The sequence below is a fragment of the Sphingomonas sp. genome, from assembly GCF_039594485.1.
Taxonomy (GTDB): domain Bacteria; phylum Pseudomonadota; class Alphaproteobacteria; order Sphingomonadales; family Sphingomonadaceae; genus Sphingomonas.
This window is the reverse complement of the sequence record NZ_JBCNNI010000019.1, coordinates 33,842-50,108: the sequence shown is the minus strand read 5'-3', so window position 1 is coordinate 50,108 and position 16,267 is coordinate 33,842. Positions and strand designations below refer to the sequence as shown.

General features: G+C 64.5%; 11 protein-coding genes and 1 pseudogene. 3 read left to right on the top strand and 9 right to left on the bottom strand.

Annotation, left to right across the window (positions count from 1 at the left end):
• Nucleotides 1-97: 97 nt before the first annotated feature.
• Nucleotides 98-2,497, bottom strand: coding sequence for a TonB-dependent receptor (locus ABDV78_RS11200; protein ID WP_343527500.1), 2,400 nt, complete (start codon nt 2,495-2,497; stop codon nt 98-100).
• 592 nt (nt 2,498-3,089) lie between these two features.
• Between ABDV78_RS11200 and ABDV78_RS11195 the strand changes: the two genes are divergently transcribed.
• Complete coding sequence (locus ABDV78_RS11195) at nt 3,090-4,724, top strand: GMC family oxidoreductase N-terminal domain-containing protein (RefSeq protein WP_343527499.1); 1,635 nt, start codon at nt 3,090-3,092, stop codon at nt 4,722-4,724.
• 110 nt (nt 4,725-4,834) lie between these two features.
• Here the strand turns inward: ABDV78_RS11195 and ABDV78_RS11190 are convergent, their stop codons facing one another.
• From ABDV78_RS11190 to rhmD, 8 genes and pseudogenes are all read right to left on the bottom strand, one after another.
• Nucleotides 4,835-8,263, bottom strand: coding sequence for a glycosyl hydrolase (locus tag ABDV78_RS11190; protein WP_343527498.1), 3,429 nt, complete (start codon nt 8,261-8,263; stop codon nt 4,835-4,837).
• 243 nt (nt 8,264-8,506) lie between these two features.
• Nucleotides 8,507-8,764, bottom strand: a pseudogene (locus ABDV78_RS11185) (family 1 glycosylhydrolase); the annotation flags it as partial.
• Nucleotides 8,724-9,194 (bottom strand): hypothetical protein, encoded by a 471-nt coding sequence (locus tag ABDV78_RS11180; RefSeq protein ID WP_343527497.1) that lies wholly within the window; start codon nt 9,192-9,194, stop codon nt 8,724-8,726. The pseudogene ABDV78_RS11185 and the gene ABDV78_RS11180, both read right to left, overlap by 41 nt.
• Nucleotides 9,195-9,434: 240 nt before the next feature.
• Nucleotides 9,435-10,679 (bottom strand): MFS transporter, encoded by a 1,245-nt coding sequence (locus ABDV78_RS11175; protein WP_343527496.1) that lies wholly within the window; start codon nt 10,677-10,679, stop codon nt 9,435-9,437.
• Complete coding sequence (locus tag ABDV78_RS11170; RefSeq protein ID WP_343527495.1) at nt 10,676-11,599, bottom strand: amidohydrolase family protein; 924 nt, start codon at nt 11,597-11,599, stop codon at nt 10,676-10,678. Before ABDV78_RS11170 ends, ABDV78_RS11175 begins: the two co-directional genes overlap by 4 nt.
• A gap of 29 nt (nt 11,600-11,628) precedes the next feature.
• On the bottom strand, nt 11,629-12,381 hold the full coding sequence (locus ABDV78_RS11165; RefSeq protein WP_343527532.1) for an SDR family NAD(P)-dependent oxidoreductase: 753 nt from the start codon (nt 12,379-12,381) through the stop codon (nt 11,629-11,631).
• On the bottom strand, nt 12,378-13,235 hold the full coding sequence (locus tag ABDV78_RS11160; protein ID WP_343527494.1) for a fumarylacetoacetate hydrolase family protein: 858 nt from the start codon (nt 13,233-13,235) through the stop codon (nt 12,378-12,380). Before ABDV78_RS11160 ends, ABDV78_RS11165 begins: the two co-directional genes overlap by 4 nt.
• A 4-nt stretch (nt 13,236-13,239) precedes the next feature.
• Entirely contained in the window at nt 13,240-14,439 is a 1,200-nt protein-coding gene (gene rhmD / locus ABDV78_RS11155) for an L-rhamnonate dehydratase (protein ID WP_343527493.1), read from the bottom strand.
• Nucleotides 14,440-14,565: 126 nt separating this feature from the next.
• Between rhmD and ABDV78_RS11150 the strand changes: the two genes are divergently transcribed.
• The gene (locus tag ABDV78_RS11150) at nt 14,566-15,294 is read left to right on the top strand and encodes an IclR family transcriptional regulator (protein WP_343527492.1); all 729 of its coding nucleotides are present in this window, start codon (nt 14,566-14,568) and stop codon (nt 15,292-15,294) included.
• Nucleotides 15,291-16,055, top strand: a complete 765-nt coding sequence (locus ABDV78_RS11145) for an SDR family NAD(P)-dependent oxidoreductase (RefSeq protein ID WP_343527491.1) — start codon at nt 15,291-15,293, stop codon at nt 16,053-16,055. Before ABDV78_RS11150 ends, ABDV78_RS11145 begins: the two co-directional genes overlap by 4 nt.
• Nucleotides 16,056-16,267 lie beyond the last annotated feature (212 nt).

The following is a 16,267-nucleotide window of genomic DNA, read 5'->3' as shown; positions in this document are numbered from 1 at the left end:
TTGCCTCCACATTCCGCTATCATCGGATCTTGCGCATCCGTCAGCCACTGGCCGCCGCACGGTTCGAAGGGGGCCTGTCACCCCCTTCGGAGGATCGTCACAGGTCGAAGCCGAGCCGCAGCCCGATCGTGCGGACGGACTGGTAGCTGAAGCGCTGGTTGAGCGTCAGCACCGGCAGGCCGACGACCGGGTTCGCATCGCCTCCGTCGGAACTGATCGAAAGCGGACGGATCTGGTTCGTGCAATTGATGCAGAACAGGCCCGCCGACCAGTGGCGCGCCTTCACGCCCAGCCGCAGATCAAATGTATCCCAGGTCGGGATGAGAAACGGCGCGCCCAGCTGCGAGGACTGCGGTGAGCGATGATAATAGCTGACCCCGGCCTGCGCATCGAGCGTGTCGGTCACGGGCTGGCTGTAGTCGGCGCTGACTGTCGTGGTGAATTTGGCGGAGAGCGGCAGCTGATAGCCGCCGGCGTTGAACGTTCCGACGTACAGCGGATCAGTCGGCGCCAGATCGGCGCGGCAGCCGTTGGTGATTTGCCCGGTATAGCATTGCGCGCCGGGGAAATCGTTGAACTTCGCATCGACATAGGAGGCGGAGCCGGACAGGGTCAGATGGCTGGTCGGCCGGGCCTGGATCGAAAAATCGATCCCCTTCGTGGTCGCGGTGGCGGCGTTACTCAGGACGAAGGTCCGCAGCGCGGTGATCCAGGACTGAATCTGCAGGTCGCTGAACCGGGTATAGAACGCCGACAGCGAATAGGTGATGCGGCCATCGGCCAGGCGGCCTTTCAGGCCGATTTCGCCGCCGCGGGAGATTTCCGGCTTGACCGCCAGCTTGGCGCCGAGCGCCGGAGACGTGTTCGAGAAGCCCGGCCCCTTATACCCCTGCCCGTAAAAGCCATACAACATGGTCGTGGGCGTGACCTGCCAATCAGCGCCGACCTTGAAGCTAAAATTGGTGGCGCTTGTCGATTCGATCGAATGATTGTTGGGAATACCCAGCGTGACGAAATACTTGCCGACGTTTTCCAGCAGGTCGATCGAGGATTCGTCGCGTGTCAGGCGCCCCCCCAGGTTCAGCTTCAGCGTCTCGGTCAGCTTGTAGCCGATCTGGCCGAAGCCGGCATAGCTGTTCTGCTTAAGGGTATAGCGGAAGTCCTGCCCCAGGAAGCTCACGTTGCTGACCGGACAGGCCGCGGGCGGCGTGCCAAGCTGGGTGGCGCCGACACAGAACGGGAAGGTCGGCAGCACGGCAGCCGGAAGCCCGTTATTCCCGCCGCGTCCGCCGTCGAACGAGCCGACCGAGCGGAAATAATACAGCCCGAACTGACCAGAAAACCGTTCGCCGCTCGGCAACGCCAGCCGCAGTTCCTGGGACAGCTGGTTGAAGACCTGCCGTCCGAAATTGTTGTCGAAATAATTTATAGGCGTATTGTCGGAATCGAACTGATAAGCGACGATGGCATTCTTCCACGCGGAGATGCTGGACAGTTCCATCCCGTTGGCCATGGTATAGGCGATGTTCGCCTGAAGGCCGCCGGTTTCGCTATCCCGGTAACTGGGCGCGTCGGCCGTATACAGCAGATTTTCGAGGCCGACCGGCTGACCGATCCCCGCGTACTGGCTGCCAGCGCCGAATTTCCGAAACGTGATGTCGTACCGCCCCGTCGTGCCCCGCTGGCGGTTATAGTCGCCGATCACATAGATTGAGAGGCTGTCGGTCGGCTCGAACAGGAATTTCCCGCGCACGCCCAGGTTGCGCAGACCGAAGTCGTTGCGGACCGCAGAATTGATCTGCCGCGGATATGTCACCGAATCCTGGCCGCTGTAGATCGCGTTCAGGCGCAGCGCACTATTTTCGCTGATCGGGAGGTTCAGCGTGGAGCGGACCTGGATCCCCTTACCGTCCTTGACCGGCCGATCGCGACGGACGGCTTCCAAGTCGCCCGACACGCTGGTTTCGCCTAGGACGGGGCGGTTGGTCGTGATGTTGACGAGACCCGCCGAGGCATTCTTGCCGAACAGCAAACCTTGCGGGCCGTTAAGCACCTCGATCCGCGCAACATCATAAAAGGCGTTCGAGCCGAATTCAGTGTTGCCGATGACGACATCGTCGATCACCTGCGACACGCTCGACTCCACTGTCGTCGCATAGGTTGCAGTCCCGACGCCCCTGACGGCGAACGTATTATCCTGCACCACCTGCAGGCTGGGCGCCAGTTTGGTCACGGCACTCAGATCGTTCGCGCCCCGCTGCGTCAATTCGTCACCGCTGACGACGGTGACGCTGATCGGCACCTTCAGCACGTTCTCGCTCCGGCGCTGTGCCGTGACGATGATATCACCGACCGACACATCATTCGCCTGCGCGGCGACTGGCGGCTGGCCCGTCGCGGCCGTCGGCTGGGGCTCCGCCGTCTGCGCAAACGCCGAGATCGGGGTCATGCCGGCCAGCACCGTGCTTGCGAGCAAGATCTTATGTGCCTTCATCATCTCTCCTCCCCCACGCCAGGTGGTTCGTTTCCTATGCGAGCAGACGACCTTTTCTATGTTCTATGGCCGTTCGCGCTCATGCCTCGTCACAATCACAAATAGCGACCTTGGCCGATTGGTCGTCTGCCCGTTGGTCTTGCCGCCATCCGGGAAAGGCGGCACCCTACTTCGCATCCCTAAATCTAATCATCGATTAAGAGATCGTGAAAATTGATTATTTGGATAGGGATTGATCAATGACAATGATACCAGAAATATCTGTTCCATAAATGAATATGCATCGTAATTATCGATTTTCACGATTGTCAGATTAAGTTTAATGCCGAACCAGGCCCGAGAAGAGGCGCGTGCAGAGGGATGGCTCAATGAGCGGACTTATCTGGTTTCGGGATGCGCCGACGGAGCTCCGCTCGTGGCGCAAGGCGACGATGGCAGCACCTGCTGCTGCCCCGTGCGACTGGAACGCCGCCATGTTTGAGGGCGCCGTCCAGTCCGGCGCGGCTGCCGTTCTTTCCGATCGCCCTTACGGTGCTCCCTTCTCTGGCGCGGCCGTCCCCGGTCAGCGCCACACGTTTTCGACGAGTACCCACCGATGACAGAGAAGACCGACAGCTTCGACTATATCGTCGTGGGCGCGGGTTCCGCGGGCTGCGTAATCGCGGATCGGCTGAGCGCCGACGGGGCGGCACGGGTGCTGCTGATCGAGGCCGGCGGCGACAATGAAACCGAACTGGTCAACATGCCGCGCGCGTTCATGAAGATGTTCGGCAACCCGACGCATTTCTGGCATTTCCCCATCACCGAACAGGAAGGCCGCCCCAAAGGCGAGACTTGGTTCTATGGTCGCGGGCTGGGCGGATCGAGCTCGACCAACGGCACCTGGTATCTGCGCGGTGAGCCCGCCGACTATGACGGCTGGGCCGCGATGGGTTTTCCCGAGTGGCGTTGGAGCGAAATTGAACGCTGCTTCCAGTCGATGGAAAGCTATCGCGGTCCAGGTGCCTATTCCGGTCGCGGCAACGACGGCCCCTTGCAGATTACCCGCCTGCCCTTTCGATCCCCGGCGATCACCGCGACGATCGCGGCGGGCACCCAGCTCGGGCTGAAAGCGGTGGAGGACATCAATGCGCCCCGCGGACCACGCATCGGCTATACGCAGGCGACCGTGTCGCGGCGGGGGCGGCGTGCTTCCAGCTATCAGGCGTTCCTGAAGCCGGCGAAGCATCGTACGAACCTCTCCGTCCTACTCAACACGCTGGTCGAGCGGGTGTTGATCGCGGACGGAGGAGCCACCGGCGTTCAGATCCGCACCGTCGACGGCCATCGACGGATCGCCGCGACGCGCGAAGTGATCCTGTCAGCCGGCGCGCTGCAAAGCCCCAAGCTGCTACAACTGTCCGGGATCGGCCCGACCGACGTGCTGGCCCGCGCCGCCGTGCCGGTCGTCCAGCCCCTAGCGCAGGTCGGCTGCAACCTCGCCGACCATCTGATGTTCACCATGTCGTGGCGGCTGCACGGCGAGGCGGGCGCCAACCGGGAATTTTCGGGCTGGCGCCTCGCCAGCCATGTCCTGCGCTATTATCTGACGCGCACGGGCCCGATGGCCTATACCTCACCAGAGATCACGGCGCTGCTGTCGGTGGACTCGCCTGCCGAATGGCCGGACGCGGAGTTCGGGATCGGCCCCTATTCGCTCCGCAGCACCGAGGAGATCAAGGCCGATCCCGGGCGTGGCGCGCTGGAGGACGAGCCGGGGATCAGCGTGAATGCCATCGCACTGCGTCCGAAAAGCCGGGGTTTCGTGGCGATCCGCACCGCCGATGTCGCCGACGCGGTGGAGGTCAACGCGAACTGGTGGGGCGATCCTGCCGACAAGGCGTTCCTCGTCAGGATGGTCCGTCTCGCCCGCCGCTTCATGGCGCAGCCAGCGCTGAAGGACTTCGTCGGGGCGGAGCAGGTGCCAGGGGAGCGATTCCAGACCGACGTGGATATCGCGAAAGAACTGGAGTGGCTGGCCAGCCCCGGCCTGCACAGCACGGGCACCTGCCGCATGGGAACGCCGGAAACAGGCGTGGTCGATGGTCGCCTGCGCGTCCACGGCATCCGCAGCCTGCGCGTCGCCGACTGTTCGGTGATGCCGCTGCAACCAGCGGGTAACACCAATGGGCCGGCGATGGCCATCGGCTGGCGCGCGGCCGAACTGATCCTTGAGGACCACGCCCGCTGAGGTGGGGCCGGGATCCGGCGGTCCGGCGGTCCGGCGGTCCGGCGCGGACGCGACCAGACGCCCGAAGTAGAAAGAGGCCGCCGCCCGTTGCCGGGCGGCGGCGCGCCCCTTCAGCGTGGCGCGGTTTCCAGACCGACCGGTCCGATCAGGCCCGATCGCCGCAACTTCGCCGTCGGCTTGTAGGTGGCAACCGAGGTCCAGCTGACCTTTTGCGTGACCGCCGGGTCGGCGTCGCGGATCAGGCGATTGACCCATAGATTGGCGACGCGAATCTCTACCGTGTTGTCGCTGCCCAACTTTACGAAACGGCCGATATCGACCGTGTAGGGTGCGTGCCAGGCGTAGCCCGCGAGCGTGCCGTTGACCCGGACTTCCGCCACTTCCCGCGCCTCGCCCAGGTTCAGGACCAGCGGCTGCCCGCTCTTCCAGCCCCGCGGTGCGGCAAAGCTGCTCGTATAGGTCGCGATCCCGGAGAAATAGCGCACCCCCGGATCGGCATTCTCATCGAGCGGCGCTAGTTTGCGCATCATGACCGTTGCCGGTGCACCGCGGCCCGACTGGAATGCGACCGTCCATGGTCCCTGCAATGTGCCGAGCTGCGCTGGCTTCGGCTGCGAACCGGTGCGGACCGGCGCAGTGGCCGGCTTGCGGAACAGGATATGCATCGCCTGCTGCGGTGCGAGCGTGAGCGGAATGATCGTCTCACCATGTTCGATCCGATAGTCGAGCGGCCGGATGATACCCGTCTCGGCCTCCCACCATTCCGGCACCTTTCCGGTCACGCGGAAGTGCGCCTCGATCGGTTCGGCGCGATCCTTGCGGTTGCTCAGGAAATAGCTGTCGCCATCGTCCAGACGCCGATGCACGAAGGGGATGTCGGCGTCCGCCGCCCCATCGAAGGCGAAATCCGGGGCAATGCCGATCTGGCGCAGCGCCTGTTCGACATTGCGGGATGCGACCACTCGCCCCTTTCCTACCGGGGTCACCGGACGGCCCGACCACAATCGATCGACGAGCTGCGCATACTGCCCCGCATCGTCGGGAAGGCTCGGTGACCCTTCCGGGCGGGGGCCGACGATCGTCGCCCCGCCTTCGGCAAGGGTGGCGAGACGCCGTAGCGCCGTCATCGTCAGGTGGCGCGATCCATCGCCGAGATAGATAACGCGATACCGTGCGCCACCGACCGACACGACCTCGTCGTCGACATTGGACAGCGCCCCCATCAACGCATCGGCATTCAGGAAGTCGAAGGCGTAGCGGCTGGGCGCATCCGTCACGAACGTCTTGCCGAACAGGCCGGACAGCGGGGTTTCCTCGCCGTAGAAATAGGCGACGTCAGCCACGTTGCGCCCCTGCTGCAACAGATAAGCGTTGCGCGCGATATAGTCGATCCAGGGCGTCGCGAGTTCCGCCCAGCTCTCGTTCCGGTTGAAGAACTGCCCGATCCCGCCGAGCGAGAGGCCGGGTTCGCGACCCTCAACCGGCACGTGGACGGAGGTGTGGATGACCGGCCGGTTCACGCCGAGGGCGAACTGCAGATCGACGATATGCTTCAGGTCCGCCGGGCCGAACGCCCAAGGTTCCATCATTGCCGTCATCGATTCGGCGGCGACGACATTCTTGCCGTAGAGATGCGCGATCGATGCCGCGCCGCGAATGTCGATCACGAACGACGGCTGCGGCCCCTTGGCGATGTCGAACGCCCACATCGCACCCATCGGATAGTCGGTATAGCGCCGCATTTCCATGTCATCGCCGAACGAGGATCGATTGCCCTCGATCGATTCGCCGTAGACCTTCAGCCCGCTTTGATGCGCCACGCGCGCTACCGTACCGTAATGCTCGCTCGACATCAGGTCGGCGAGTGTCCGGCGGTAATCGTACAGGAACGCATCGCTCTGCCGCCGGTCGCCGATGATCACACCGGTCAGGACCGGCATCCACGGCGTCGGATCGTAGCCGCGAAGCCGCCGGAATTGTTCGATCATGCGCGGCGTCCAGTTCGCCGCGCCGACCTCGCTCGAATCGGTCAGGAAGGCCCGCACCCCGCGCGCGCCGAGCAGGCCCGACCCTGCCGCATCGCGATAGCTGGCGAGATAATGGTCGAGATAGCGCGCGACTGCCGCGCCATCATATTTGTCCACCTCAAGGCCCGTCGCCTCCGTCGGCGCGGGATGATTGGTCTTGCCGATCAGCGAATAGCCGATCCGAAGCACCCGCCACCGGCCCGGCGGCGGCGTCCAGTCGAGCGTGCCGTCGGGCTTCATGCGATCGGTCAGGTCGATGGTCTCATCCGCCGCGGGACCGGTCGCACCGTCGCCGACCGGGGGCAGCGCGGCATAATCCGGGACGATGCTGTAACCCGCTTTCGTCTCATACTGGTCGACCCGCGCCTCGCCGTGGAATTGCAGGATGCCGATGTTAACCGCCGCGCGCAGCAGGTTGCCGATCGCGCGGGCGAAGACATTCTCCATTGCCAACTGCTGCTCGAACGCGGACGGTCCGCCGCCACCGGGACCGTGCGGTAAACTCACCACGACCCGGAAATGGCGCGCGGTGACGGCCGGGAATGATATCGTGACGGGCGTCTCCTGCAGCCCGATGGTGGCCAGCTTCGTCCAGCGTTGTCCATCCGCGCTACATTCCAGGACCGGCGTGAACATCGCCCCCAGGATCGGGATCGCGCCCTTTGAGATCCGCAGCGTCGCCGAGCGGACCGTCACGTCACGGCCATAGTCGAGCCGCAGCTCGGGCGGACGCTGCGCGAGCACCGAGCCAATTGCCACATTCCCCACCGCGTCGGTGGAGATGCCAAGGCCGTTGACGATCGCCTTGCCATCGCCGTCGCTGAGCGTCGGCACCGGCAGAGGCGCGACATCGGCAACGCGCACCGCCAGCACCTTGGCGTCGCGATAGAAATCCGGGCCGGGGCCGGGATTCCGCCCCGCGATCAGGTCGCTGACGTCCGGCTGGCGCGGCAATGTCTGAAACGGACCGGCGACGGCCGGCGGTTGCGCCAGCTTCAGCGATACCGCCCGGCCCCCGGATACCGGCGTCTCGCTCCAGACGAGCTTCTTCATGGCGTCGGCCTCGGGCACCCAGGGGCCGCCGGTTTCCGACCAACCCGGCGAGGAAGCGATCGCCAGTTCCAGCCCCTGCCGGTCCGCCTCGCGCGCGGCGTAGGCGAACGCATCCTTCCAGGCGGGGGTCATATAGGCCAGCCGGTTGGCGACGATCTGGCCGGTATCGAGGTCCACGTCGAAGTTCTGAAGGCCGCCGATGCCCACGCGCTTCATCCACGCGATATCCGCGGCGATCCCCTCCTTGGTGATGTTGCCATTCATCCAGTGCCACCAAACGCGCGGCCGAGCACTGGCGGGCGGTGCGCGAAAGCCTTGTTCCAGCGCGGTACTGTCCGTGGGTGCGAGCGACGGCTGGGCCGCCGGCGTTTGGGCCTGGGCATGGACCATTGCCGGTGCCGTCAGCATTGATGCCGCCAGCAGCAGCAGCAGAGTCCTGTTGCGCAGTTTCATCGTCATCCCCTTTTTCCTCGATCATGGATGTTTGATCAGCGCAGCCCAGGGAAGCGCGCACGCGGTGGCGGTTATCGTCACCAAGCCATCCGTCTGTTTCGGCGACCAGATCGGCCTTGCCGCGCGCGAACGAAAACCATCGCGATCGGAGCGAGGATGTCGCCCGGTATGTCCCGTTGCCGCCTTGTTACAGCCGGTTACGCGCAGCGATGCCCGCGAGTACGCGCCAACTGGGCTTGAGGGTGCGGCGTTCGTCCAGCCACCTTGTGCCGCGAACCAGCGCGGCGTCGTGAAGTGGCACAGTGTCACGACCGGTTGCAATCCGCGCGCGCGCCATCGCTCCGTAATTGCCTTGAAATGCTCGAGCATCGCGACCGAGAACATGCCCTCCGCGGGCTCGATCCGCGGCCATTCGATCGAGAAGCGATAGGCGTTGAGCTTCATGTCGCGCGCCAGATCCAGACCCTCACGCCACAATTCGAAGCTGTTGCAGGCGTCGCCCGACGGCGACATCAGCAGCCAAGCAAAGCGGGAAGTTGACGGAAACCACGGCCGCGACACCGCCGGTCATCACATTGTCCGAATGGTCATCATACAGGTCAGCCCGCACGGAAAGCCGCTCGCAGCCCGGCACTGCCACATGTCGAAAATATTGCGTCGCGCCTCGTCGCTGGCGACCGACGCGCTGGGTGTGCAGGTTGAGGACACTCGCGTAGCGTCGTCCCGCAGTCTCGCCGAAATGAACGGCGCTCTGCGCCGTATCAGCGGGCACGCTCGCTTGGACCTGGACGACTTCACCCGGCGCGGATAGCCGGATCACCGCAGCTTTCCCGAACACCGGATGCCAGCGGCGACGGTACCGCGAAAAGGGAGAATACCCACGCACATGCCCTCTCCACTTTTTCGATCGAAGCCGATCGTCGACCAGTGATTTCACCGTTGGGCAAGATAGGTATCACGCTCACATTGATCGTAAAAATGGACAGTACGGATACGATTCAATCAATTTTCATTATACATTGGTATTACCTCCGTGCGGCCCGGACAGCCCATATGCCCATGCCAGTCAATCGACAGCCGCATCATCGTGCACAAGTCCGTCGCTGCCGGTTGGCCTCCTGGCATGGATGGCCTGTCCGAGTGCGTCGAACGCGACGTCTGCCATGGCTGCTACTGCTCACATGTCGGAGCCTTCGCATATCCTGGACCAGCGCATGCCGTATAGCGCGACGAGCGCGAACGCGCCGGCGGGCAGTACGAACGCCACCGGCGCACCATAGCGCTCAGCGATCCAGCCCATGGGATAAGGCAAGGCGACCCCGCCGCCAATCGCCATCACCATGAACGACGCCGCGCGCTTGGTGCCGGCACCCAGATCGCGCACCCCCAGGGCGAAGATCGTGGGGAACATGGTCGACATGAAGAAGAACACCGCAATCATCGCGATCAGCGAGACGCGGTCGATGGCGAGCGAAACCAGCAGCGCGAGCACCACGTTCACCGCACCGAACATCCCCAGCAGCGTGTGCGGCGAGACGCGCGACAGCAGCGCGGTCGAGGTGAAGCGGCCGATCATGTACAGCACCATCGCCAGGCTGAGCAGATAGGCGGCACCGCGCGCGGTCGTACCCGCCCAGGTGGCGATCGAGACGTTGATGAACAATGCGCCAACACCGACCTGCGCGCCGATGTAGACGGCCTGGGTCAGCACGCCGAGCACGAAATGGCGACGCCGGAAGATGCCATCGGGCCTGCCGCCGCCGTCGTGATGCTCGGCCTCCGCGATCTCGGGCAGGCGCGCGCGCGCGATCACGAGGGTGAAGATCACGATCGCGATACCGATTGCAGCATAGATCGCCATGACCTCGCCGTGCGCCCGACCGGCCTGCGCAGACGCTGGCACAGCCGAAAAGAACAGTGTGCCGCCGATCAGCGGGCCGATGAACGTACCCAGGCCGTTGAAGGACTGGGCGAGGTTGAGGCGGCGCGAGGCCTGCTCCGGCGGCCCGAGCACGTTGACATAACTGTCGGCCGAGGTTTCGAGGCAGGCGAGGCCCGACGCTAGTACGAACATCGACAGCACGAACGGCATGAAGGCATTGGCCGCGGCGGATGGGATGAACAGGAACGCGCCGAGCGCCGTCACCAGCAAGCCGGTGAGGATACCGAACTTGTACCCTTTCCGCGCGATCAACGCCCCGGCAGGCAGGCTGACGAGCAGATAGGCGCCGAAATAGGCAATCTGCAGCCAGGTCGATTCCGCAACGCCAACGTGGAGCGTGTCCTGGAAATGCTTGTTCAGCACGTCCAGCAAGCCGTAGCCCAGTCCCCATATGAAGAAGAGGCTGATCGCCAGGGTGAGCGCGGTACGCATCACCGGCGCCGGGACCGAATCCCAGCGCACCGAAACCGGGGTCTTCACGCAGCATCCTCCAGCAAGCTGTCCAACCCCAATCGATAGAGGCGATTGGCGTTGCCCGCGAACATCGCGCGGCGCGCGTGCTGCGGAAAATCGGCGGCAATGGCCGCATAGGTTTCCATGTGGCGATCGACCGATCCGAACAGCGTGTCGGTCGGTACGTCGCTCGCGAACATGGTACGGTCGGTTCCGAACAGCGCGATCGCCTCGCGGATGATCGGCGCCACCAGCTCCGGCGTCCAGTCGCGCCGGATGAAGCCCGGCCCGGAGATCTTGACCGCCACCTGCGGCAAGGCGGCCAGCGCGCGCATACCGGTGCGCCATGTCCCGATACCGTCTGGATCGCCGGGCACAGGCATGCCCATATGGTTGATCCGCACCGGCACGTCCGGATGGCGGGTCAGGATGGCGGCGATGTGCGGCATCTGCGCCGGGTAGCATTGCAGATCGAACCCCAGGCCATGGGCCGCCAACCGCGCAAAGCCGCGCGCCCAGGCGGGATCGAGGGTGACGTCGACCGGCATGTAGGTCCGCGCCGGGTCCGGGTGCCAGTTCACGATCTGCCGGATGCCGCGCACGCGATCGTGGCGCGCCTGCGCGGCCAGCAGGTCGTCGACGTCTGGATCGGTCAGGTCGGCATGAGCGACGATCGCGGTCGGCAACCGGTCGGCATCGCCCAGCCGCTGCAGCCAGGCGGTTTCCGCCAGCGCCTGCCCCGGATCGGCACCGGCCTCGACATGGACCGCGCCGACCAGGTTCCACCGCACGAGGTCGGCGCGAAACCGGTCGGGCAGATAGGTCATGGCGATGGCCGATACGTCGCCGTTCGGACCTTGGTCGTCGAACGGCGGCGTCAACCAGCCATATTGCAGGCGCTGCAGATCCCAGAGATGAAAATGCGCGTCGATGAACGGTATCGTCATCCCTGCCCCCTCCCGGACGGCTGCGTGGATCAGAAGGTCGTCCGGCCACCCGACGTGTCGAACGTCGCGGCGGTCGTGAAGCTGCATTCCTCGCTAGCCATGAAGCAGATCATCGCGGCGCTTTCCTGCACGTCGCCTAGGCGCCCCATCGGGATCTTCGAGCGCATATAATCGACCTGGCTGGGTGGCAGTTGGGCCAGGATCGGGCTTTCGAAGGTCGCCGGGGTCAGCGCGTTGGCGATCACCCCCTTGCCCGCCAGTTCCTTACCCAGGCTCTTGGTCAGGCCAATCACTGCGGCCTTGGACGCAGAATAGGCGGAGGCGTTGGGATTGCCCTCCTTGCCCGCCACTGACGCGACGTTGACGATCCGGCCATAGCCGTTGGCCAGCATCCGCGGCACAATCGCACGATTGCAGTAGAACAGGCCGTTGACGTTGATGTCGAACACGCGCAGCCAGCTGTCGAGCGGATAGGCATGCAGCGGCGCCGTCGCCCCCGTGATACCCGCCGAACAGACCAGAATGTCCACCCGATCGCCCAGCGCGGCGGCGCTGGCGGCGGCGGCGGCCTCGACCGCTGCCAGCTCGGAGACGTCGAGCGCCTGCGTGTCAAGCGCCCCGACGTCCTTCGCGGCGTCGGCGAGCGATCGGGCGTCCTGATCCCACAGGGCGACGCGACCGCCCTCCGCGACGATACGCGCGGCCACCGCCCTGCCGAGACCGGACGCCCCGCCGGTGACGATCGCGGTACGACCGGCGAACCGGCTCGCATAGGCCGTCATCGTGCGGGCGACCACGCCACGAAGTCCTGCCGCTGCTCGCCCAGCTTCTCGATGCCCAGTTCGACGACGTCGCCAGCCTTCAGAAACCACGGCTCCGGCTTCTGGCCGAGCCCCACGCCGGGCGGCGTGCCCGTGGTGATGACGTCGCCCGGTTCGAGCGTCATGAACTGCGAAACATAGGAGATGATATGGGCGACGCCGAAGATCATCGTCCGGGTATTGCCGTCCTGCACCTTCCGACCGTTGACGCTCAGCCACATCGACAGGTCCTGCGGGTCGCCGACCTCGTCCGGCGTCACCAGCCAGGGACCGATCGGGCCGAAGGTGGGAAATCCCTTGCCCTTATCCCAGGTCCCGCCGCGCTCGGTCTGCCAGTGCCGTTCGGAGACGTCATTGACCACGCAATAGCCGGCGACATGGTCCAGCGCGTGCGCCTCCTCGACATAGGAGGCGCGCGTGCCGATCACGATGCCCAGTTCCACTTCCCAGTCCGTCTTGCGGGAATCGCGCGGAATGGTGACGGGATCGTTCGGCCCCTGGATGCAACCCGCCCATTTGTTGAACACCACCGGTTCCTCCGGGATCGGCAGGTTCGATTCGGCGGCGTGATCGGCGTAGTTGAGTCCGATCGCAACGAAATGCCGCGTACCGGCGACGCATGGACCATAGCGGACCGGGCCGTCGACGAGCGGCAGCGTCGCCGGGTCCAGACCGCGCAGCCCGCCGATCGTCGCCTGCGACAGCGCGTCCCCACCGATATCGGAAACATGGCCGGACAGATCGCGAATGCGGCCGTCGTAGTCGATCAGGCCGGGTTTCTCGGCGCCTGGTGCGCCATAGCGGCAGAGCTTCATGGTTTCAGTCCTTCAAGGGTTCGTCAGAGGGATAGGGCCGATGCAGCGCGATCCCGCGGTTGAGTTCGACGCCGAACCCCGGCCTGTCGAGCGCGCTGGCGCGGATGCGACCGTTCACCGGCACCGGCTCGCCGAGCAGTTGCGGCGCGAACATCGGCACGATCTCGGTCGGCCCGGGATGCATCATCAGGAACTCGGCGAACGGCGAATTGTGGCGCGTCACGACGAAATGATAGCTGTAGACCGAAGAGCCATGCGGCACGACCATCTTGCCGTGCGCATCGGCCAGCGCGCTGATCTTCAACAGTTCAGTAACGCCGCCGCACCAGCCCACGTCCGGCTGGATGATATCGCAGCAGTCCATCTCCATCAGCATACGGAAGCCCCAGCGGGTCGCCTCATGTTCGCCGGTCGTGACCAGCATCCCCTTGGGCACGTTGCGCTTCAGTTGCTGATAGCCCCAGTAATCATCGGGACTGATCGCCTCCTCGATCCACTTCAGGCCATGGTCGTGGGCAGCGATCGCAAGCCGGGTCGCATAGTCGACGTCGAGCGCCATCCAGCAATCCCACATCAGCCAGAAATCGGGGCCGACCTTCGCGCGCATATCGGCCAGTTCGGCGATGTTCTTCCTGAAACCCTCGACCCCCTCGGCAGGGCCGTGGTGTAGCGGCATCTTGCCACCAATGAAGCCCAGATCGCGGGCAATGTCCGGCCGTGCGCCGGTGGCGTAGAATTGCAGTTCGTCGCGGACCGCCCCGCCCAGCATGTGATAGACCGGCTCTCCACGCAGCTTGCCGAGCAGGTCCCACAATGCGAGGTCGACGCCGGAAATGGCGTTCACCACCAAGCCCTTGCGACCATAATATTGGGTCGAGAAATACATCTGGTCCCAGATCTTCTCGTAATCGGCCGGACTGCGCCCGATGAGGAAGCGGGAAAGGTGCCGTTCGACAATGTAGCAGGCGGGTTCGCCCCCGGTGGTGACTGCGAAGCCAATAGTGCCGTCCTCGGCCTCCAGCTCGACGACCAGCGTGCCGAGCACATTGATGCCGAAACTCTGCCGGCTCTGCCGATACTCAGGATATCGCGACATCGGAGTGGCGATATGATCGTCGATCCAGTGGCCCGCGCCCTGATCGTGATAATCCGCCCCGCCGCCCCTCGTCGTATATGCCCGTACGAATTTGATCTTCGACAGCATAGCCACTCCTAAACTCCCATTTATTGGGAGTAGACTTCCATTAAATGAGACTATAATGGGAAGACTATGAAAGGGTCAACGCCATCTTCATCGCCGGACGTCGGACCGGCCGGCAGCCGAACACTCATGCGCGGGCTGGACGTGATCGAGGCGCTGGCCGATGGTCCGCTCCTGCTCGCCGACCTGTCCGGGCGGCTCGGACTGACGCGCAGCACGACGCACCGGCTGGCGGTCAGCCTGGTCGAGCGCGGCTATCTCGTGTCCGGCATCCGCTCCGGCTATCGCCTGGGACCGAAGCTCCTAGAACTGGGATTTCGCGCGCAGGATCAGTTCGACCTGGTGCAGGTGGCGCACGCGCATCTCGAACGCCTTGCCGACCAAACTGACGACACGGTGCATCTTGGCACGATCCACGGCGATTCGGTCCGCTATCTCGACAAGATTACCGGTCGGCGGCGGATCAACATTTCCAGCCGTATCGGCGACGCGCATCTTCGCAGCTCGACCGGCCTTGGCAAGGCGCTGATGCTCGATCTCTCGCCCGAACAATGGCAGCAAGCCTTTGCCGCCGAGCAGCCGGATGCCAGCGCAGCGCAGGCATCCGCGTGGCTGGCGCGAATGGCCGACTATGCCGCGCGCGGCATTGCGTTCGACCTGGAGGAGAATGAGGATCGCATCCGGTGCGTGGCCGCGCCGGTTCGCGACGGCAAGCGGCACATCGTCGGCGCGATCAGCGTCTCCGGGGCAGCCCATTACATGAGCGACGACCGCATGGCCGATCTGGTCGCGGTCGTCCGAGCCACCGCCTTCGACATCAGCCGCGATCTGGGCTGCACCGACTCGGGAGAAGAATGATGCTGCTTGCGGGAAAGACCGTCCTCGTCACCGGTGCGTCGGCCGGTATCGGCCGTGCCGTAGCGATCGGCTGCGCGCGCCAAGGCGCGCAGGTCGCGATCAACTATAACAGCGACGTAGCGGGGGCCGAGGCTGTTGTCGCCGAGATCGAGGCCGGGCGCGGGCAGGCGATCGCCGTGCGGGGCGACGTTGCCGATCCGGCCGCCGCCACAGATTTCGTCGAGCGCGCGGTCGCCGCCTTCGACAAGGTCGACGTGTTCGTCAACAATGCCGGGATATGTCCCTTCCACGCCTTTCTGGACATGCCCGCCGAGACGCTGGAGCGGACCATGCAGGTCAATTTGCACGGTGCCTATTACATGGTTCAGGCCGCTGCCAACCGAATGGTCGCGCAAGGCCATGGCGGCTCGATCATCGCCATGTCGTCGATCTCCGCGCTGGTTGGCGGGGAGTTCCAGACACATTATACGCCGACCAAGGCCGGCGTGCTGTCGCTGATGCAGTCGACGGCAATCGCCTTGGGCAAGCATCGCATCCGCTGCAACGCGCTGTTACCCGGCACGATCCTGACCGACATCAATAAGGACGATCTGGCCGACGCGATGAAGCGGCGCCAGATGGAAGCCCGCATCCCCTTGGGGCGCCTTGGTCGGCCGGAGGATCTGGTCGGACCGACAGTCTTCCTCGCTTCCGATCTGGCGGAATATGTCACCGGCGCAGCGCTGCTTGTCGACGGCGGTGCCTTCGTCAACCTGCAATAGGATTCGTGGCGTCGCGATGTCTGCCGATGTCGGCTGGCAGCGATCGGCAGTGGCGTACCGAGAGTCTGTTTGGAAATTGGCGAAAGAGCCAATTTCCTGCGGTGCCGGAATGCGCCTTCAGCGCATTTCCAAACGGAATCTCTGGCCTTCCGCCGATTCGACGGCGGCACGCGTCGACGCCCCAGCTTCTACAGAAACGGGAAATAAGCTCA

Bases quoted from the DNA above. Each gene is read 5' to 3' on its own strand.
- ABDV78_RS11200 (WP_343527500.1), bottom strand. From the start codon at position 2,497: ATGATGAAGGCACATAAGATCTTGCTCGCAAGCACGGTGCTGGCCGGC.
- ABDV78_RS11195 (WP_343527499.1), top strand. From the start codon at position 3,090: ATGACAGAGAAGACCGACAGCTTCGACTATATCGTCGTGGGCGCGGGT.
- ABDV78_RS11190 (WP_343527498.1), bottom strand. From the start codon at position 8,263: ATGACGATGAAACTGCGCAACAGGACTCTGCTGCTGCTGCTGGCGGCA.
- ABDV78_RS11170 (WP_343527495.1), bottom strand. From the start codon at position 11,599: ATGACGATACCGTTCATCGACGCGCATTTTCATCTCTGGGATCTGCAG.
- ABDV78_RS11165 (WP_343527532.1), bottom strand. From the start codon at position 12,381: ATGACGGCCTATGCGAGCCGGTTCGCCGGTCGTACCGCGATCGTCACC.
- ABDV78_RS11160 (WP_343527494.1), bottom strand. From the start codon at position 13,235: ATGAAGCTCTGCCGCTATGGCGCACCAGGCGCCGAGAAACCCGGCCTG.
- rhmD (WP_343527493.1), bottom strand. From the start codon at position 14,439: ATGCTGTCGAAGATCAAATTCGTACGGGCATATACGACGAGGGGCGGC.
- ABDV78_RS11150 (WP_343527492.1), top strand. From the start codon at position 14,566: ATGCGCGGGCTGGACGTGATCGAGGCGCTGGCCGATGGTCCGCTCCTG.
- ABDV78_RS11145 (WP_343527491.1), top strand. From the start codon at position 15,291: ATGATGCTGCTTGCGGGAAAGACCGTCCTCGTCACCGGTGCGTCGGCC.